General features: G+C 60.9%; 14 protein-coding genes. 8 read left to right on the top strand and 6 right to left on the bottom strand.

Features of this window, described 5'->3' with window-relative positions; translation table 11 throughout:
* Nucleotides 1-2: 2 nt before the first annotated feature.
* Nucleotides 3-1,598, bottom strand: coding sequence for an MFS transporter (locus C1T17_RS17200; RefSeq protein ID WP_104954482.1), 1,596 nt, complete (start codon nucleotides 1,596-1,598; stop codon nucleotides 3-5).
* A gap of 145 nt (nucleotides 1,599-1,743) precedes the next feature.
* Entirely contained in the window at nucleotides 1,744-2,616 is an 873-nt protein-coding gene (gene phhA, locus C1T17_RS17195) for a phenylalanine 4-monooxygenase (protein ID WP_104955333.1), read from the bottom strand.
* A 392-nt stretch (nucleotides 2,617-3,008) separates the two neighbouring features.
* Between phhA and sppA the strand changes: the two genes are divergently transcribed.
* Entirely contained in the window at nucleotides 3,009-4,892 is a 1,884-nt protein-coding gene (gene sppA, locus C1T17_RS17185) for a signal peptide peptidase SppA (protein ID WP_104954481.1), read from the top strand.
* A 71-nt stretch (nucleotides 4,893-4,963) separates the two neighbouring features.
* Here the strand turns inward: sppA and C1T17_RS17180 are convergent, their stop codons facing one another.
* Complete coding sequence (locus C1T17_RS17180) at nucleotides 4,964-6,292, bottom strand: NupC/NupG family nucleoside CNT transporter (protein ID WP_104954480.1); 1,329 nt, start codon at nucleotides 6,290-6,292, stop codon at nucleotides 4,964-4,966.
* Between the two features lie 141 nt (nucleotides 6,293-6,433).
* On the opposite strand from C1T17_RS17180, the gene C1T17_RS17175 reads away from it, so the two are divergent.
* The 6 genes from C1T17_RS17175 (at nucleotide 6,434) to C1T17_RS17150 (ending at nucleotide 10,608) form a co-directional block, all read left to right on the top strand.
* Nucleotides 6,434-7,072, top strand: coding sequence for a queuosine precursor transporter (locus C1T17_RS17175; RefSeq protein ID WP_104955332.1), 639 nt, complete (start codon nucleotides 6,434-6,436; stop codon nucleotides 7,070-7,072).
* Nucleotides 7,073-7,114: 42 nt separating this feature from the next.
* Complete coding sequence (gene argB / locus C1T17_RS17170; protein ID WP_411269247.1) at nucleotides 7,115-8,029, top strand: acetylglutamate kinase; 915 nt, start codon at nucleotides 7,115-7,117, stop codon at nucleotides 8,027-8,029.
* Between the two features lie 97 nt (nucleotides 8,030-8,126).
* Nucleotides 8,127-8,429 (top strand): YggT family protein, encoded by a 303-nt coding sequence (locus C1T17_RS17165; protein ID WP_104954478.1) that lies wholly within the window; start codon nucleotides 8,127-8,129, stop codon nucleotides 8,427-8,429.
* 6 nt (nucleotides 8,430-8,435) lie between these two features.
* Nucleotides 8,436-9,332, top strand: coding sequence for a bifunctional methylenetetrahydrofolate dehydrogenase/methenyltetrahydrofolate cyclohydrolase FolD (gene folD / locus C1T17_RS17160; RefSeq protein ID WP_104954477.1), 897 nt, complete (start codon nucleotides 8,436-8,438; stop codon nucleotides 9,330-9,332).
* Complete coding sequence (locus tag C1T17_RS17155; protein ID WP_104954476.1) at nucleotides 9,329-9,994, top strand: hypothetical protein; 666 nt, start codon at nucleotides 9,329-9,331, stop codon at nucleotides 9,992-9,994. Before folD ends, C1T17_RS17155 begins: the two co-directional genes overlap by 4 nt.
* Nucleotides 9,991-10,608: a MarC family protein gene (locus tag C1T17_RS17150; RefSeq protein WP_104954475.1), complete on the top strand. Its 618-nt coding sequence runs from the start codon at nucleotides 9,991-9,993 to the stop codon at nucleotides 10,606-10,608. Before C1T17_RS17155 ends, C1T17_RS17150 begins: the two co-directional genes overlap by 4 nt.
* 100 nt (nucleotides 10,609-10,708) lie before the next feature.
* Here C1T17_RS17150 and C1T17_RS22025 read toward each other — a convergent pair whose 3' ends face one another.
* On the bottom strand, nucleotides 10,709-11,386 hold the full coding sequence (locus C1T17_RS22025; protein WP_104955331.1) for an OmpA family protein: 678 nt from the start codon (nucleotides 11,384-11,386) through the stop codon (nucleotides 10,709-10,711).
* Between the two features lie 147 nt (nucleotides 11,387-11,533).
* On the opposite strand from C1T17_RS22025, the gene C1T17_RS17140 reads away from it, so the two are divergent.
* Nucleotides 11,534-12,856, top strand: a complete 1,323-nt coding sequence (locus C1T17_RS17140) for a hemolysin family protein (protein ID WP_104954474.1) — start codon at nucleotides 11,534-11,536, stop codon at nucleotides 12,854-12,856.
* A gap of 27 nt (nucleotides 12,857-12,883) precedes the next feature.
* Here C1T17_RS17140 and C1T17_RS17135 read toward each other — a convergent pair whose 3' ends face one another.
* The gene (locus C1T17_RS17135; protein WP_104954473.1) at nucleotides 12,884-13,753 is read right to left on the bottom strand and encodes a 3-hydroxyacyl-CoA dehydrogenase NAD-binding domain-containing protein; all 870 of its coding nucleotides are present in this window, start codon (nucleotides 13,751-13,753) and stop codon (nucleotides 12,884-12,886) included.
* 96 nt (nucleotides 13,754-13,849) lie between these two features.
* On the bottom strand, nucleotides 13,850-14,809 hold the full coding sequence (egtD, locus tag C1T17_RS17130; protein WP_104954472.1) for an L-histidine N(alpha)-methyltransferase: 960 nt from the start codon (nucleotides 14,807-14,809) through the stop codon (nucleotides 13,850-13,852).
* Nucleotide 14,810: the final 1 nt, after the last annotated feature.

The following is a 14,810-nucleotide window of genomic DNA, read 5'->3' as shown; positions in this document are numbered from 1 at the left end:
GATCAATCACTTGCCTTAAAACAACTGCTCGATAAGGTCTGTGTGCCGGCTAGAGGGGGTGGCGATCGAAGGAGGTGGGCGGGATGACACCTCAGCATCTCGGCGGGCTTTTCAGGCCCGCCAACCGAGGTAATGCCAGCGATAAAGCACGTCTTCCCAATGAAGGCCCCTCCTCCCGATCCAGGTAGGTCGATAACTGGATGCCCCGACGGTAAGTGGTTTGTCGGCAAGCGCAGGCGAAGCATACTGATACAGGCGGCCAGCGCCGCTGCTACCGAGGCGCCCATCAACAATGTGGGGCTGGCATTCAAGCCAAGCCAGTGGAAGCCGGAAGCCACCGCAACCGCACCGCTCGTTTGTCCGAGGAGACGCGCAGTTGCGAGCATGCCTCCCGCCGCTCCCGATCGGCTTCGTGGGGCAGCATTGACCATCGCTCTGTTGTTGGGCGACTGAAACAGCCCGAAGCCGGCGCCGCAGAGTGCCATTCGCCAGATAATGTCGAGTGTGGATGGATGCTGCTCCAAGGATGAAAGCGCATAAAGCCCGATCGCCAGCAGCGTCAGTCCTGCTCCACCCAACAATCCGGCAGGATATCGATCCGCAAGCCGTCCGGCCCATGCGGCGGTGCATCCTGCGGCAATCGGCCAAGGCGTCATCAGCAGTCCCGATTGCACGATGCTAAGTCCTAATACGCTCTGAAGCAGGAAAGGCATTGTCACGAAGGCCAGCATCTGTGCCGTAAAGGATGTCAGGGACGTGACGATGGATAAGGAGAAAACGGGAATCCGCAGAAGATCGAGCGGGAACAAGGGCGCTGGCTTCCGCCATTCGCGGTGTATGAGCACCGCGCCGATCACGATGCCGAGCAGCAGTAGCGCCAGTCCTCGGTACGAACCTTCCCGCGCAAAGGACTCCGCGCCAAAGACGATCAGAGCAAGCATACCGGCGCTGAGTAGCGCGGACAGATAATCGGGCTTGCGGCCATGCCCCTTTACTCGTGGCAGGCAGCGATACCCGACGATGAGGGCAGCCAATCCGATCGGAACGTTTACCGCAAAAAGCCACGGCCAGGTTGCCACGGCAAGGATCAGCGACGCCAGTGTAGGTCCGATCGCAGCCGAGATGGAGAGGACAAGCGCATTATATCCCATTCCACGCCCAAGCATGGCTGATGGGTAGATGGCGCGCACGAGGGCTGCGTTCATGCTCATTATCCCCGCGGCGCCTACGCCCTGGAACATGCGCGCGGCGATTAGCCACGGAAGACTCTGCGCCAGAGCGCACGCAAGCGAACCAAGGATGAATAAGCCAAGGCCGGGCAGGTAGACGCGCGCATGACCGATACGATCACCCATCGCCGCAAGTGGCAACAAGAGGATGGTTATCGCGAGTTGATAGGCATTGATGACCCAGATTGTGACGGCTGGCGGCGCATGCAATTCGGCAGCAATCGTTGGTAGCGCAATGTTTGCGATAGCGCTGTCCAGCACCGACATCGAAATGGCCAACCAGACGGCGGCGGCAGCATAATAGCGTCGGGGGGTCGGAATGCCGTCCAGTATCTCGCTTGGAGCAGCATATTGTTGTTTCGCCGTCATTGCTCCCGATCCATCAAGGCTCATTGCTGTCTTGGTGCTTCGACGGCCGGGGTCGAGTCATCGCGGCAGGAAACAGCACGTAACCCTCAAAGAAGCGACGGGTTTCCGCTGACAGGCGCAACGACTCAAGTTTACATTGGATAATCTAAGCCTGTTCTGTCGCCTTCTCGCGGGCATAACTTTGCGTGCCATGGGTATATACCGCGTCGGTCGGCAGGATCGTCTCGATCTCGATGTCGGGCGCGTCCTCAAGTTCGGCATAGAGAGGGCCGAAATCCGTTTGTAGTGTCTGGCGCAGCAAATCCTCGAAGCTGTCGATCACGAAGTAATTCTGTTGGTAGTCGTCGATCCGGTATTTGGTGCGCATCAATCGTCGGACATCGAAACCCAGGCGATTGGGCGAAGGATCATCGAGGCTGAAGATCGTCTCGCCAAAGGAGGAGACAATGCCAGCGCCGTAAATCTTCAGTCCCTGGTCGCCGCTGCGAATCAGACCGAATTCGACTGTGTACCAGTATAACCGGGCAAGCTTCTCGATGACGCCGCCGTTCGCCGCACGCTGCCCGCCGACACCATAGGCCTGCATGTAGTCGGCGAAAACCGGGTTCGCCAGCAGCGGGACATGCCCGAAGACGTCATGGAAAACGTCCGGCTCCTGCAGATAATCAATTTGTTCGGGCTTGCGGATGAAATTTCCGGCCACAAAGCGGCGATTTGCGAGATGATCGAAGAACACGTCGTCCGGGATCAGGCCGGGAACGGGCACGACCTGCCAGCCGGTCGCCTTCATCAGCCGTTCCGACAATTCGTCAAAGTTCGGAATTCCTGGGCGCGATAGGCGAAGAATATCCAGTCCCGCCAGGAATTCCGGCGCAGCCCGCCCCGGCAAGAGTTTCACCTGCCGTTCGAATAGCTGGTCCCACATCGCATGTTCGGACGCCGTATAGTGCTTCCACCCCTGGGGGATGGTCCAGTCCGATGCTGCGGACGCTGGGCGGATAAGGTCAGTGCTTGCCATGCACGCATATTGCATGTTTCCTCTGAAATTGCGTTTTCAATGCGTATCGAAATATAAAAAATTGAAGATGCTGTTTCGATCGTACGGCAATTATGTGCCGCAGCTTCGAGACGGTCGTGGGGCGCCGCCCGAGGTTCTCACCTGCTTCTTCATCCTGCCGTCGGCAGCGCCTCTTCCCACTTCGCGCTGTCGCTGACGAAATATACGACGGTAATGCCCTTGTGATTCCTTAAGGCGTCGTCGGACAGTCGACGAGCGGCAGAGGCATCGTCGATGAAGAGGTTTACGCAGTGCTGCGGCTAGTAGGCGACCATATTGGAAAAGGCGGCTCCATTGAAGCGGGACACCTGACGCATTAGCTGGAGACAGAACCGAAACGGAAGGCAGCACCCTTGGCATTTGTACGTGGCGCGTGGCGCATATTGGTGGGCATCAAGGATGTGCTCGTGCTGTTGTTCCTGCTGCTGTTCTTTGGCGCTCTTTATACGATGCTGTCCTACTCTCCCAAGCCCGAAGCCAGCGTGTCTCGCGGCGCACTCCTACTTCAACTGGAAGGTGTGGTGGTCGAGCAGCCGCAATCGGTCAATCCGCTCTCCGCACTTCCTGGCAGCGCGCCGCAGATGAAGGAATATCGCTTGCGGGACATCGTGACCGCGCTGGATGCGGCGAAGAGCGATGACAATGTGAAGGCCGTGGTCCTGAACCTCGACCGGTTCATGGGCGGTGGGCAAGTGGCTATGTCGCGAATTGGCGAGGCGCTTGATGGCGTAAGGGCCGCGAAAAAGCCAGTGCTTGTCTATGCGACCAGCTATACCTCCGACAGCTATCAACTCGCGGCGCACGCCAGCGAAGTGTGGCTCAACAGCTTTGGGCAGGTGTTTATCGCGGGTCCGGGCGGATCGCAGCCTTATTACAAGGGGCTTATCGACAAACTCGGCGTGACCACGCATGTGTATCGCGTCGGCACCTATAAGAGCTATGTCGAACCTTTCATTCGCACAGACCAGTCGCCCGAGGCGCGGCAGGCCAACCAGTCGCTCGCCGACGCCTTGTGGCAGACGTGGCAGGACGACGTCCGTAAAGCCCGTCCCAAGGCGCAGATCGCCGCATATGTCGCTGATCCGCTTGGCGCGGTGAAGGGTGCGGGCGGCGACCTTCAACAAGCGGCGTTGCGAGCCAACCTTGTCGACAAGCTAGGCGGGGAGGAAGCTTTCGGCGCGCGAGTTGCGGAAGTGGCCGGTGCGGCAAGCGACAACAAACCTGGCGGGTTCGCGGCGATCGACTTCGCGCGCTACGTGAAGGCCAAGAGGCCCGCTAATAATGGGCAGATCGGCGTGCTGACGGTGGCCGGAGACATTGTGGATGGCGAGGCGGGGCCGGGCACGGCGGCGGGGGACACGATCTCTGACCTGCTGTACAAGGCGCTGGCGGAGAAGTCGCTGAAGGCGCTGGTCGTGCGCGTCGATTCGCCGGGCGGATCGGTGCTGGCGGGCGAGAAAATCCGGCAGGCAATTCTGGCGGCCAAGCAACGTGGGATGCCGGTTGTCGTATCAATGGGCGATGTTGCGGCGAGCGGCGGTTACTGGATATCGACGCCTGCCGACCGCATTTTTGCAGAGCCCGCGACGATTACCGGATCGATCGGGGTTTTCGGCATTCTGCCGAGCCTGGAGGGTACGCTAGCCAAAATCGGCGTAACTACGGACGGCATCAGAACGACGCCCTTGTCGGGTGAACCTAATGTCCTGGGCGGCATAAGCCCGCAATTCGATGCCATCGGGCAGGCAAGTGTCGAATCTGTGTATAACCGCTTCGTGGGGCTGGTTGCCAAGGCGCGGCACAAAACGCCCGCTCAAGTCGATGGCATTGCACAGGGGCGCGTTTGGGACGGGGGCACCGCGCGGCAGATTGGGCTTGTCGACCGTTTCGGCGGACTTGAGGATGCGATTGCCGAGGCGGCGAGATTGGCTAAGATCGACGCCGACGACGCTAAACCTTATTATATCGAAAAAGCCCCCGATACGTTTGAGCAGATCCTCGACGACTGGCTCAACAGCGATACGCAGGAGGCGGCGCTGCCGACTGACTGGCTGGCGCGGCAGGCATGGATGCAACGACAATGGGCGTTGCAGGCAGTCGCCGATGCCCGTGGCCTGATTACCGGGGGATCGGTCCGCGCCGCCTGCCTGGAATGCCGCGGCTATGGCGCGCCGCGACTGGCAAGCGCTGGAGAAGAGAAAGGATTTTGGACTATGCTGGCAGGGAAGCTGTGGTAGCCTTCACAGGTTTGCGATCCATAGGCAAATGACGAAGTTAGCTATCTTGCCGTCGTAATCCGCTACCCGGATTATCCCAAACTCAACATCATCCCCGCAAGTGCGGCGCTCATCAGGTTGGCGAGGCTGCCGGCTACCAGCGCCTTCAGCCCCAGCTTCGCGATCATCGGGCGCTGATTAGGGGCGAGGTTGCCGGTCACGGCCATCTGGATCGCGATGGAACTGAAGTTGGCAAAGCCGCACAGCGCGAAGGTGATGATCGCCACAGTCGGCGGCGCGAGAGTCTGCTGCACGGCGCCAAGCTGGATATAGGCGACGAATTCGTTGAGCACTACCTTCGTGCCGAACAGCCCGCCCGCGACCTGCGCCTGATCCCATGGAATGTTGAGAAGATACATGACTGGCGAGAACACATAGCCAAGCAGTTGCTGGAAGCTGAGCGTCGGATAGCCGAACCAGCTTCCGATGCCACCAAGGATGCCGTTCGCCAGCGCCACCAGCGCCACGAACGCCAGCACCATCGCGCCGACCGCAACGGCCAGTTTGACGCCGGTCTGCGCGCCTTGCGCGGCGGCCATGATGATGTTGGCGGGCCGCTCCTCGTCATGGCTGGCGATCGGCATCGGCTCGCCGGGCGTGCCCTCGGGCAGCAGTGCGGCAGGCCCCTGGCCGCTCACGCGTGTCTCGGCGAGGCGCACGTCCGGCTCATCGCCCAGTGGCAGTTCGCCTTGCGGGCGGAAGATGTCGTCCGGCATCATGATCTTGGCCATCAAAATGCCGCCCGGCGCGGCCATGAAGCTGGCCGCCAGCAGATAGTCGATCTTGATCCCCATCGAAGCATAAGCCGCCAGGATCGTGCCGGCGACACCCGCCATGCCCGACGTCATTACCGTGAAAAGCTGCGCCGGGGTGAGCGCGGCGAGATAGGGGCGTATCACCAGCGGGCTTTCGCTCTGCCCGACGAAGATGTTCGCCGCCGCGCAGAGCGACTCGACCTTCGACACGCCGATCACCTGCTGGATCGCACCGCCGACCCAGCGGACGATCAACTGCATGAGGCCGATATAATAGAGAATGGAGACTAGGCTGGCGAAGAAAATGATGACCGGCAGCGCCGCGATGGCGAAGCTTGCGCCGCCGATCTCCGGCTTGGCGAGGGGGCCGAAGATGAAGTCCGTTCCCGCCTGCGCATAGCCCAGCAGATTGGCGACTCCGCGCGACATGCCCGCGATCACCGCTTTGCCCGCAGGCACATAGAGTACCAGCACCGCAATGCTTGCCTGCAATGCGAAGGCCGCGCCCACCACCCGCAACCGGATCGCCCGGCGGTTGGAAGAGAAGGCGACGGCAATGGCGAGGATCAGGGCAATGCCGGCCAGGCCGATCAGGAATCTGGTCATGGATGCTTTCGAACGGCGAGGGGAGGGCCGGAACTCCGGCCGGCGTTTGGACACGCTTTTTATACACGCGCTTCCTGCCACGCCTAGACTGTTAACATGTCTTGGCTTTTCCTTTTTGCGAAAGCCGATAAGAGACAGGCGATGACCAGCGCATCCAACGCAACCATCCCCCGCTCCCTGTTCGTGTTCGCCGTGCTGTATGGCGGCATGACCTGCACCGCGGGCATATTGGGCGTGAAGCAGGTTGCGCTCGGCCCGCTCGCGGTGGAGGCAGGCATCTTCGCCTTCCTGCAACTTGTGATTCTGTCCAGCGCCGTCGCCGAACTGCACGGGCAGAAGGTCGCGACATGGCTGGTGCGGCTGGGCTTCATTCCGCTCATCATGTCTGCCTTGCTGATCCAGTTGGTAATCGCCCTGCCGCATGACGCGGGCATGTACCCGCCCGCCGTCGATGCCTTTCCGATCGTGGTCGGACAGGGCGCGCGGATGATGCTGGCGGGGCTGATTTCCTATGGCATCTCGCAGACGCTCAACGTCCTCATCTTCTCGAAACTCTCACGCGGCGACGGAAGGCTGGTGTGGCTTTGGGGGATGATGGCCAGCATCATCTCCCAGATCATCGACACCGTGCTGTTCATCACCATCTCCTTCTATGGCGAGCGGCCGATCTTCGAATTGATGGCGGGGCAGATGGTCGCGAAAGTGGCGCTGTCGATCGTGCTGGTACCGCCGCTGATTTCGCTGGTGGTGTGGATCGGGCGGAAGCTGGATGAGCAGTAACGGATACCGGGCTATGCCTTGCCCACGTTCCCCCTTTGCCCTATGCGCGCGGCCATGAGCAGCAAGTACGATCCCTCGCCCGAACTCCTCGCCAAAGCCGAGACGCTCACCGAAGCACTTCCCTATATGCAGCGTTATGCGGGCAAGACCTTCGTGGTAAAATACGGTGGCCACGCGATGGGTGACCCGGAACTGGCGCGCGACTTCGCCGAGGACGTGGTGCTGATGAAGGCCGTCGGCATCAACCCCGTCGTCGTCCATGGCGGAGGGCCGCAGATCGGCGCGATGCTGAAGAAACTGGGCGTGGAAAGCAGCTTCGTCGATGGCCTGCGCGTGACCGACGCGGAAACCGCCAAGGTCGCGGAAATGGTTCTGTCCGGCACGATCAACAAGGACATCGTCAACTGGATCGGGCAAGCTGGCGGCCGCGCCGTCGGCATATCTGGCAAGGACGGCGGTTTCGTCACCGCGACGAAGGTCGTGCGCACGACGAAAACCGAAGGCAGCAATGTCGAGCAGGCCGTGGACCTGGGCTTCGTCGGTGAGCCGAGCTTTATCGACACGACGATCCTCGACACAATCAGCGGTGCGGGCATGATCCCGGTTATTGCGCCCATCGGCATCGGTGCGGACAATGCGACCTACAACATCAATGCCGACACCATGGCGGGCGCGGTGGCGGCGGCGCTGGGCGCGGCGCGGCTGTTTTTGCTGACCGACGTGCCGGGCGTACTCGACAAGAGCGGCGAGTTGATGACGGACCTGACGCCGGACCAGATCAAAGGCTTGCAAGTCGATGGCACGATTACCGGCGGCATGATCCCGAAGCTTGAGACCTGTGTGATGTCGGTGGAGGCGGGCGTGGACGCGGCGGTCATCCTCGACGGACGTGTACCACACGCTATGCTGCTCGAAATTTTCACGAAGCGCGGCGCAGGTACGCTGGTACGGCTTTGAGGGCCGTTAATGGAATAAACGCAGCGCGGCGCTTGCCCCCTCCACGGCCCGTCGCGTAGAGCGGTAAGGCGCTGCACAAGATCAACCTGGAGACCGCATGGCCCTCGTCATCTATCAGATCCTCAACATCCTGCTGAACGTGGTGTGGTGGATCATCATTATTCAGGCGATCCTGTCGTGGCTGATCGCGTTCAACGTAATCAACACCTACAATGATTTCGTCCGCAACGCGCTGTATGCGCTCGACCGGATGACGCAGCCGATCTATCGTCCTATTCGCAAAATACTGCCTGATCTCGGCGCTCTGGATCTCTCGCCGATGGTCGTGCTGCTGGCGATCTACATCCTTCAGCGGGTCATCCTGCCCGCGATCTTCACGCCGCTGATATTGCAAGGATAACGGCCCATGACGATCAGCGGCACTTTAATCGACGGCAAGGCGTTCGCGGCGCAATTGCGCGGGCGAGTGGCGCTGGGAGTCGAAGCCTTTGTCGCATCGCAGGGCCGCAAACCGGGGCTTGCCGTCGTGCTAGTGGGGGAAGACCCGGCGAGCAGCGTCTATGTCCGCAACAAGGGCAAGATGACCATCGAAGCGGGCATGGAAAGCTTCGAGTTCAAGCGCCCCACGACGATAAGCGCCGAGGAATTGCTGGAGCTGGTCGAGGAACTGAATGGCGACGATCGCGTGGACGGCATCCTCGTCCAGTTGCCGCTCCCCGCCCATATTGACGAAGCCGCCGTGATCGGTGCGATCAATCCGGACAAGGATGTCGACGGCTTCCACATCATCAACAGCGGCAAGCTGGCAGTAGGCGAGCCGGGACTGGTGCCCTGCACGCCATTGGGTTGCCTGATGCTGCTAAAGGACGAACTCGGCGATCTGTCCGGCCTGGAAGCCGTCGTGATTGGTCGGTCGAACATCGTCGGCAAACCGATGGCGCAGTTACTGCTCAACGAAAGCTGCACCGTCACCATCGCGCACAGCAGGACCCGCGATCTCGCCTCAGTCGTGCACCGGGCGGATATCGTGGTCGCCGCAGTGGGCCGTCCGGAGATGGTGAAGGGCGAGTGGATCAAGCCGGGCGCTACCGTTATCGACGTGGGCATCAACCGCGTTCCCGCTGATGAAGATGGGAAGAGCCGCATCGTCGGCGATGTCGCCACTGCCGAAGCGATACTACACGCCCGCGCGATCACGCCGGTGCCGGGCGGTGTCGGGCCGATGACGATTGCGGTGCTGCTCCGTAATACGCTGGTAGCGGCACATGCCCGGGCTGGTCTGCCAGCACCCGACAATCTGTGAAGCGCCTCGCACTTGCCCTGTTTTTGATTGCGGGCAGTGCGCAGGCAGCGCGGCCACCTATGCGGCTGTCCGCCAATCCTAGCGCAGTCGTCGCGGCGGAGATCGCGTTCAATCGGTTGGCGCAGGAAAAAGGGCAATGGACAGCCTTCCGCGCCACGGCGGCCAAGGACGCAGTGATGTTCGTGCCCGACATGGTCAACGCGCAGACATGGCTCAAAGGGCGCAAGGATCCGCCTGCTTCAGTCAAGTGGCAGCCGCAGAAAGTGATGATGTCGTGCGACGGCAGTATAGGCGTGACGACCGGCGCATGGCAACGATCCGATGGCAGCAACGGCTACTTCACGACGATCTGGCGGCGCGACGGCAAGGGCCGCTGGTACTGGGTGCTGGACCATGGCGACACGTTGAAGGTGCCGCGCGATGCGCCGGACTTTATAACGACCAGGATGGCTTCCTGTCTGCGTGGTATGCGTCCGGCACCCCCTCCTGCACCTGCCATTAAGCCAATTCCGACGCCCGGCATCGGCAGCGCGGATGATGGCAGTCTCAAATGGAGCACGGAAGTGCGTGCCGACAAATCGCGCCGCGTCACGGTGTCGCTGATGGTGAACGGCGCATTTGAGACTGTTCTGACCGACGATGTGGCGGCCTCGGTGTCATGACCGAGCTGTTCCTCTCCGCCTTCGTTACCATGTTCGTGGTCATCGACCCGCTAGGTTGCGCCCCGATCTACGCAAGCCTCAGCCACGGCGCAAACGACCTGCAACGGCGCTCGATGGCGATCCGCGCGGTCTTCATCGCCACCGCCATCCTGTTGGTATTCGCCTTATGGGGCAAGCAATTGCTTGGCGTTCTGGGCATCGATCTCAACAGCTTTCGGATCGCGGGCGGTATCATGCTGTTCCTGATCGCGATGGACATGGTGTTCGAAAAGCGTACGCAGCGCCGCGAGGACCGTGCGCAAAAGATTGTGGACACGCCCGAAGTCGAGGATGTGTCGGTCTTTCCGATGGCGATGCCGATGATCGCTGGACCGGGATCGATTGCGACGGTGATGCTGATGATGTCGCGCGCCGATGGGACGATGCAGCGAATCGTGGTGCTCGCTGCAATGGCGGCGGTGCTACTCCTGATGCTGATTTCGCTGCTGGCGGCGGGACCGATCATGAAGCTGCTGGGGCAGAAGATCGAGGCGGTTATTACCCGATTGCTTGGCGTGCTGCTGGCGGCGCTGGCGGCACAGTTCGTGATTGACGGGTTGAAGGCGAGTTTCTGAACGGCAAGGGTAATAAGGATGACGAACGTGGCGGTCGCTTCGGCAACCGCATAAGGGCATCGACCGCTATTTCACCAGCGGCCGATATTTCAAAGCTTCTTCACCGCACATCATTCTCCGTTACCGGCACGATCTTGATCTCGACACGGCGGTTGGCGGCCTTGCCTTCTTCGGTGGCGTTCGAGGCGATGGGCTGCGTTTCGCCATAACCGCGAGTAGCCATGCGCGCAGACTGCACGCCCTTGCTGTTCAGATAGTTGGCGACGGACGTCGCGCGGCGTTCGGAAAGCGTCTGATTATAGGCGTCCGATCCGTCGCTGTCGGTATGGCCATACACGTCGATGTAGGTCTTGGGATATTGCGCCAGCACCGACGCGACATCATTGAGAGTTGGCTGGAACTGCGGCTGCACGGCTGCGTCGTTATAGGCAAACGTGATGCCCGATGGCATACGCAACAGCAGGTTGTCGCCGTCGCGGATCACGTCCACACCAGATCCCGCCGTCTCCTCGCGCAGCTTGCGTTCTTGCGCGTCCATATACGCGCCGACGCCCGCGCCCGCCAACGCCCCGATGCCCGCGCCGACGATCTTCTCGGTCCGGTCACGACGACCGCCGACCAGATCGCCCAGCACATAGCCGCCCAGCGCGCCACCGATGCCGCCGATCGCAGCCTTTGAAATGGTGCGTTCACCCGTGTTCGGATCAGTCGTGCAGGCGGCAGTTAGAAGCATCGCGCCAAGTCCGGCGTTCCCCAGAATGCGGTGCGAGATATGCATCATGTTCGTTCCCTCTTGTCGCGGTCGTGCCGCCTGGATGCGGCGATAAACAACCTATGATAGTCCTTGTTCCACTATCGAACTGAACGGGCAATGAGGTTGCTGTTGTGAAATAGACAGAATCCCTGCAATAGGGGAGCGACCGCCATGGCCAATCCCCCTCTCACGCTTCCCCCGCTGACGCCCTTTCCCTGGGTGGATGTCGTTATCATCCTTGCATTGATCGCGCTGAACGGCGTGTTCGCGATGTCGGAGCTGGCGATAGTATCGGCGCGTAAACCTCGGCTGCAGGGGCTGGAGAAAGGTGGCAGCACTGGCGCCACGCTCGCCCTCTCACTGGCAGCGGACCCCGGCAAATTCCTTTCGACCGTACAGATCGGCATTACATTGATCGGCATCCTGGCAGGCGCCTATTCCGGAGCCAGCCTTGGTGGGCCGGTCGGCGCGCGGATTGCGCGGCTAGGCGTTGATCCCGAGACGGCGCAGTCGATTGGCTTTGCGCTGGTGATCGGCGTGACGACCTATGCTTCGCTTATTATTGGCGAGTTAGTGCCAAAGCAGTTCGCTCTGCGCGCGCCCGAGCCTATCGCCGTTATCATGGCGCGCCCGATGATCTGGTTGTCCAAGATTACCGCGCCGATCGTCTGGCTGCTCGACAGCAGCAGCGCGCTTATCTTCCGTCTTCTTGGCATGAGCCGGGAATCGGAGAGTCATGTGACGGCGGAGGAACTGCACCTGATCGTCGCCGAAGCGAGCAAGTCGGGCGTCATTGAAGAAAGCGAACGCGCCATCATCTCGGGCGTCGTGCGACTGGCCGACCGGCCGGTGCGTGAGGTGATGACGCAGCGCATGGACGTAGACTGGATCGACATTGGCGCCGATGCGCAGGCCATTCGCGACCGGCTGCTCGAAACGCCACACACACGCCTGCCTGTGGGCAGAGGCTCGGTCGAGGACATCATCGGCATTGTGCAGGCCCGCGACATCATGTCGGCGCTATTCAGGGGAGAGACGCTCGATCTTGAGGCGTTGATGCGGCGCGCCGAAGTCGTGCCCGATCAGGTGGATGCCATGGACGCACTGGAAGTGCTGCGCCGCGCCGATGTGCCCATGGTCATGGTCCATGACGAATATGGGCATTTCGAGGGGATATTGACGCCTGCCGACCTACTCTCAGCCATCGCAGGCGAATTCGCGTCGGACCGCGATCTGCATGATGAACCTGATGTGGTCGAGCGCGAGGACGGGAGTCTGCTGGTGTCGGGTCAGATGCCGATCGACCTGCTGGCGGACCGCATCGGCATCGATCTGTCGGAAGAACGCGACTACGCGACTGTCGCAGGTCATGCGCTGTGGGTGCTGAAGCATCTGCCCGAGATCGGCGAGCATTTCGACGATCAGGGATGGCGCTTCGAGATCGTCGACATGGATGGACGAAAGATCGATAAGCTGCTGGTGGCGCGGCGGTAAGGCTTTCGATCCGCCGCGCTCGCCGCTTCAGATCGTCGGCACGGGTTCTGGCCCGGAATAATCATAAAACCCACGCCCTGTCTTGCGGCCATACCAGCCCGCTTCGACATATTTGACGAGGATCGGGGCAGGGCGGTATTTCGGATCGCCGAAATCCTGCTGCAGGACACGCAGGATTTCCAGAATAGTGTCCAGCCCGATCATGTCGGCCAGCGTAAGCGGCCCCATCGGGTGACCAAGGCCGAGCTTCACGCCAAGGTCGATATCGATCACCGATCCTACGCCTTCGCCCACAGCAAAAAATGCCTCATTCAGCAGCGGCAGGAGAATACGGTTCACGACGAAGCAGGGACTATCCTTCGCCAGCACCACCTGCTTGCCCACCTTCGCAGCGAACTCGCTCGCCACTTTGATCGTGGCGTCGCTGGAGGCCAAACCGCGGATCACTTCAACCAGCCCCATCAGGGGTACGGGATTGAAGAAGTGGATGCCGACGAAGCGGCTGGGGTCGGATGACGCCTGTGCGAGCCGGGTGATCGAGATGGACGAGGTGTTGGTCGCAAGCACCGCGTCTGGCGCGAGCACCTCCGCTGCCTTGGCGAAAATGACGCGCTTGATGTCTTCGCGCTCCGTCGCAGCTTCGATAATCAGGCCAGCCTGACCCATCGCGCTATAATCGCCGACCGGCGTGATCCGGTCGATGGCCGTGTCGCACGCGGCTGCGTCCAGCTTGCCCTTCTCGACGAGGCGCTTCAGTTGTTTGGCTACCCCGTCTTTCCCTGCCTGCGCGCGTGCGACATCGACATCGGCCAGCAGGACGTCATATCCTGCCTGCGCGGAGACCTGCGCAATTCCGGCCCCCATCTGTCCTGCGCCAATGATACCGACTGTCTGCATGGCCGTTCCCCATTGTGAATGTTCTCCGGCGCTCTACCGGCGGGACAATGATGAGGCTATGCAAAAATGATAGAGTTGACGGACAATGCGCGGCGTTCAGGCGGACCGGGCCAGCAGGATTGCGAACTGATCGCCTGCGTCGATCCACTCGTCCATTGGCTCCCAACCACCAGCGCGCAGGAGCAAGCGTGCGTCGCCCGGGCCGTATTTGTGACTGTTTTCGGTGTGGATGGTCTCGCCTGCTTCCATTGCGAACACCACGCCATCTATCATGAACGCTACGCCGTGTTTCGCCTCCAGATGCATTTCTATTCGGGCGGCGCTATCATTCCAGATCGCACGATGGCGAAACGCATCAAGCGGAATTGTGCCGCCCAATTCGCGATTGATTCGCGCCAGGAGATTGTGATTGAACGCCGCAGTCACGCCTTGTGCATCGTCATAGGCGCGGATCAGCACATCGATATCTTTTACGCGGTCCATGCCAATCAACAGCATTGCGCCGTTGCCGAGCGACTCCTTCATTGCGCGCAATAAATCCACGGCCTCACGCGGCATCATGTTGCCGATGGTCGATCCGGGAAAGAAGCCGAGCTTCGGCATGTCCGCCACCAACGGCGGCAAGGTGACTGGTCCGGTGAAATCCGCCTCCACGGGCACGACAGGGAGTCCAGGGAATCGCGTAGCGAGGGCGGCGCTGCTCTCACGCAGAAAGTCGCCGCTTATATCGACGGGCACATAGGCGGCAGGGGAAATTGCAGAAAGCAGATGCGGGGTCTTGATCGCGCTCCCTGCGCCGAATTCGATCACGGCGCGACCCGCCCCTGTCACTTCGCCGATGTCACGACAATATTGGGCGAGCAGCGCGGTCTCCGTGCGGGTCGGATAATATTCTGGAAGTTCGGTAATCTGCTCGAAAAGCTCCGATCCGCGATGATCGTAGAACCAGCGGGCTGAGGTCGTCTTCTGCCTTTGCGAAAAGCCCGAGAGGATATCGCGGCGGAAGGCGGGGTCGACAGTTGATGATGTCGCGGGACGATCAAGTGTTGCCAGCATA

The organism is Sphingobium sp. SCG-1, from assembly GCF_002953135.1.
Classification (GTDB): domain Bacteria; phylum Pseudomonadota; class Alphaproteobacteria; order Sphingomonadales; family Sphingomonadaceae; genus Sphingobium.
This window is presented reverse-complemented; position numbering and strand designations above follow the sequence as displayed.

Excerpts from the sequence above, each read along its gene's own strand:
- C1T17_RS17150 (WP_104954475.1), top strand. The coding sequence starts at position 9,991 with ATGACCGAGCTGTTCCTCTCCGCCTTCGTTACCATGTTCGTGGTCATC.
- folD (WP_104954477.1), top strand. The coding sequence starts at position 8,436 with ATGACGATCAGCGGCACTTTAATCGACGGCAAGGCGTTCGCGGCGCAA.
- C1T17_RS17175 (WP_104955332.1), top strand. The coding sequence starts at position 6,434 with ATGACCAGCGCATCCAACGCAACCATCCCCCGCTCCCTGTTCGTGTTC.
- C1T17_RS17200 (WP_104954482.1), bottom strand. The coding sequence starts at position 1,598 with ATGACGGCGAAACAACAATATGCTGCTCCAAGCGAGATACTGGACGGC.
- C1T17_RS17180 (WP_104954480.1), bottom strand. The coding sequence starts at position 6,292 with ATGACCAGATTCCTGATCGGCCTGGCCGGCATTGCCCTGATCCTCGCC.
- phhA (WP_104955333.1), bottom strand. The coding sequence starts at position 2,616 with ATGGCAAGCACTGACCTTATCCGCCCAGCGTCCGCAGCATCGGACTGG.
- argB (WP_411269247.1), top strand. The coding sequence starts at position 7,115 with ATGCGCGCGGCCATGAGCAGCAAGTACGATCCCTCGCCCGAACTCCTC.
- egtD (WP_104954472.1), bottom strand. The coding sequence starts at position 14,809 with ATGCTGGCAACACTTGATCGTCCCGCGACATCATCAACTGTCGACCCC.
- C1T17_RS17165 (WP_104954478.1), top strand. The coding sequence starts at position 8,127 with ATGGCCCTCGTCATCTATCAGATCCTCAACATCCTGCTGAACGTGGTG.
- C1T17_RS17135 (WP_104954473.1), bottom strand. The coding sequence starts at position 13,753 with ATGCAGACAGTCGGTATCATTGGCGCAGGACAGATGGGGGCCGGAATT.
- C1T17_RS17140 (WP_104954474.1), top strand. The coding sequence starts at position 11,534 with ATGGCCAATCCCCCTCTCACGCTTCCCCCGCTGACGCCCTTTCCCTGG.
- C1T17_RS22025 (WP_104955331.1), bottom strand. The coding sequence starts at position 11,386 with ATGCATATCTCGCACCGCATTCTGGGGAACGCCGGACTTGGCGCGATG.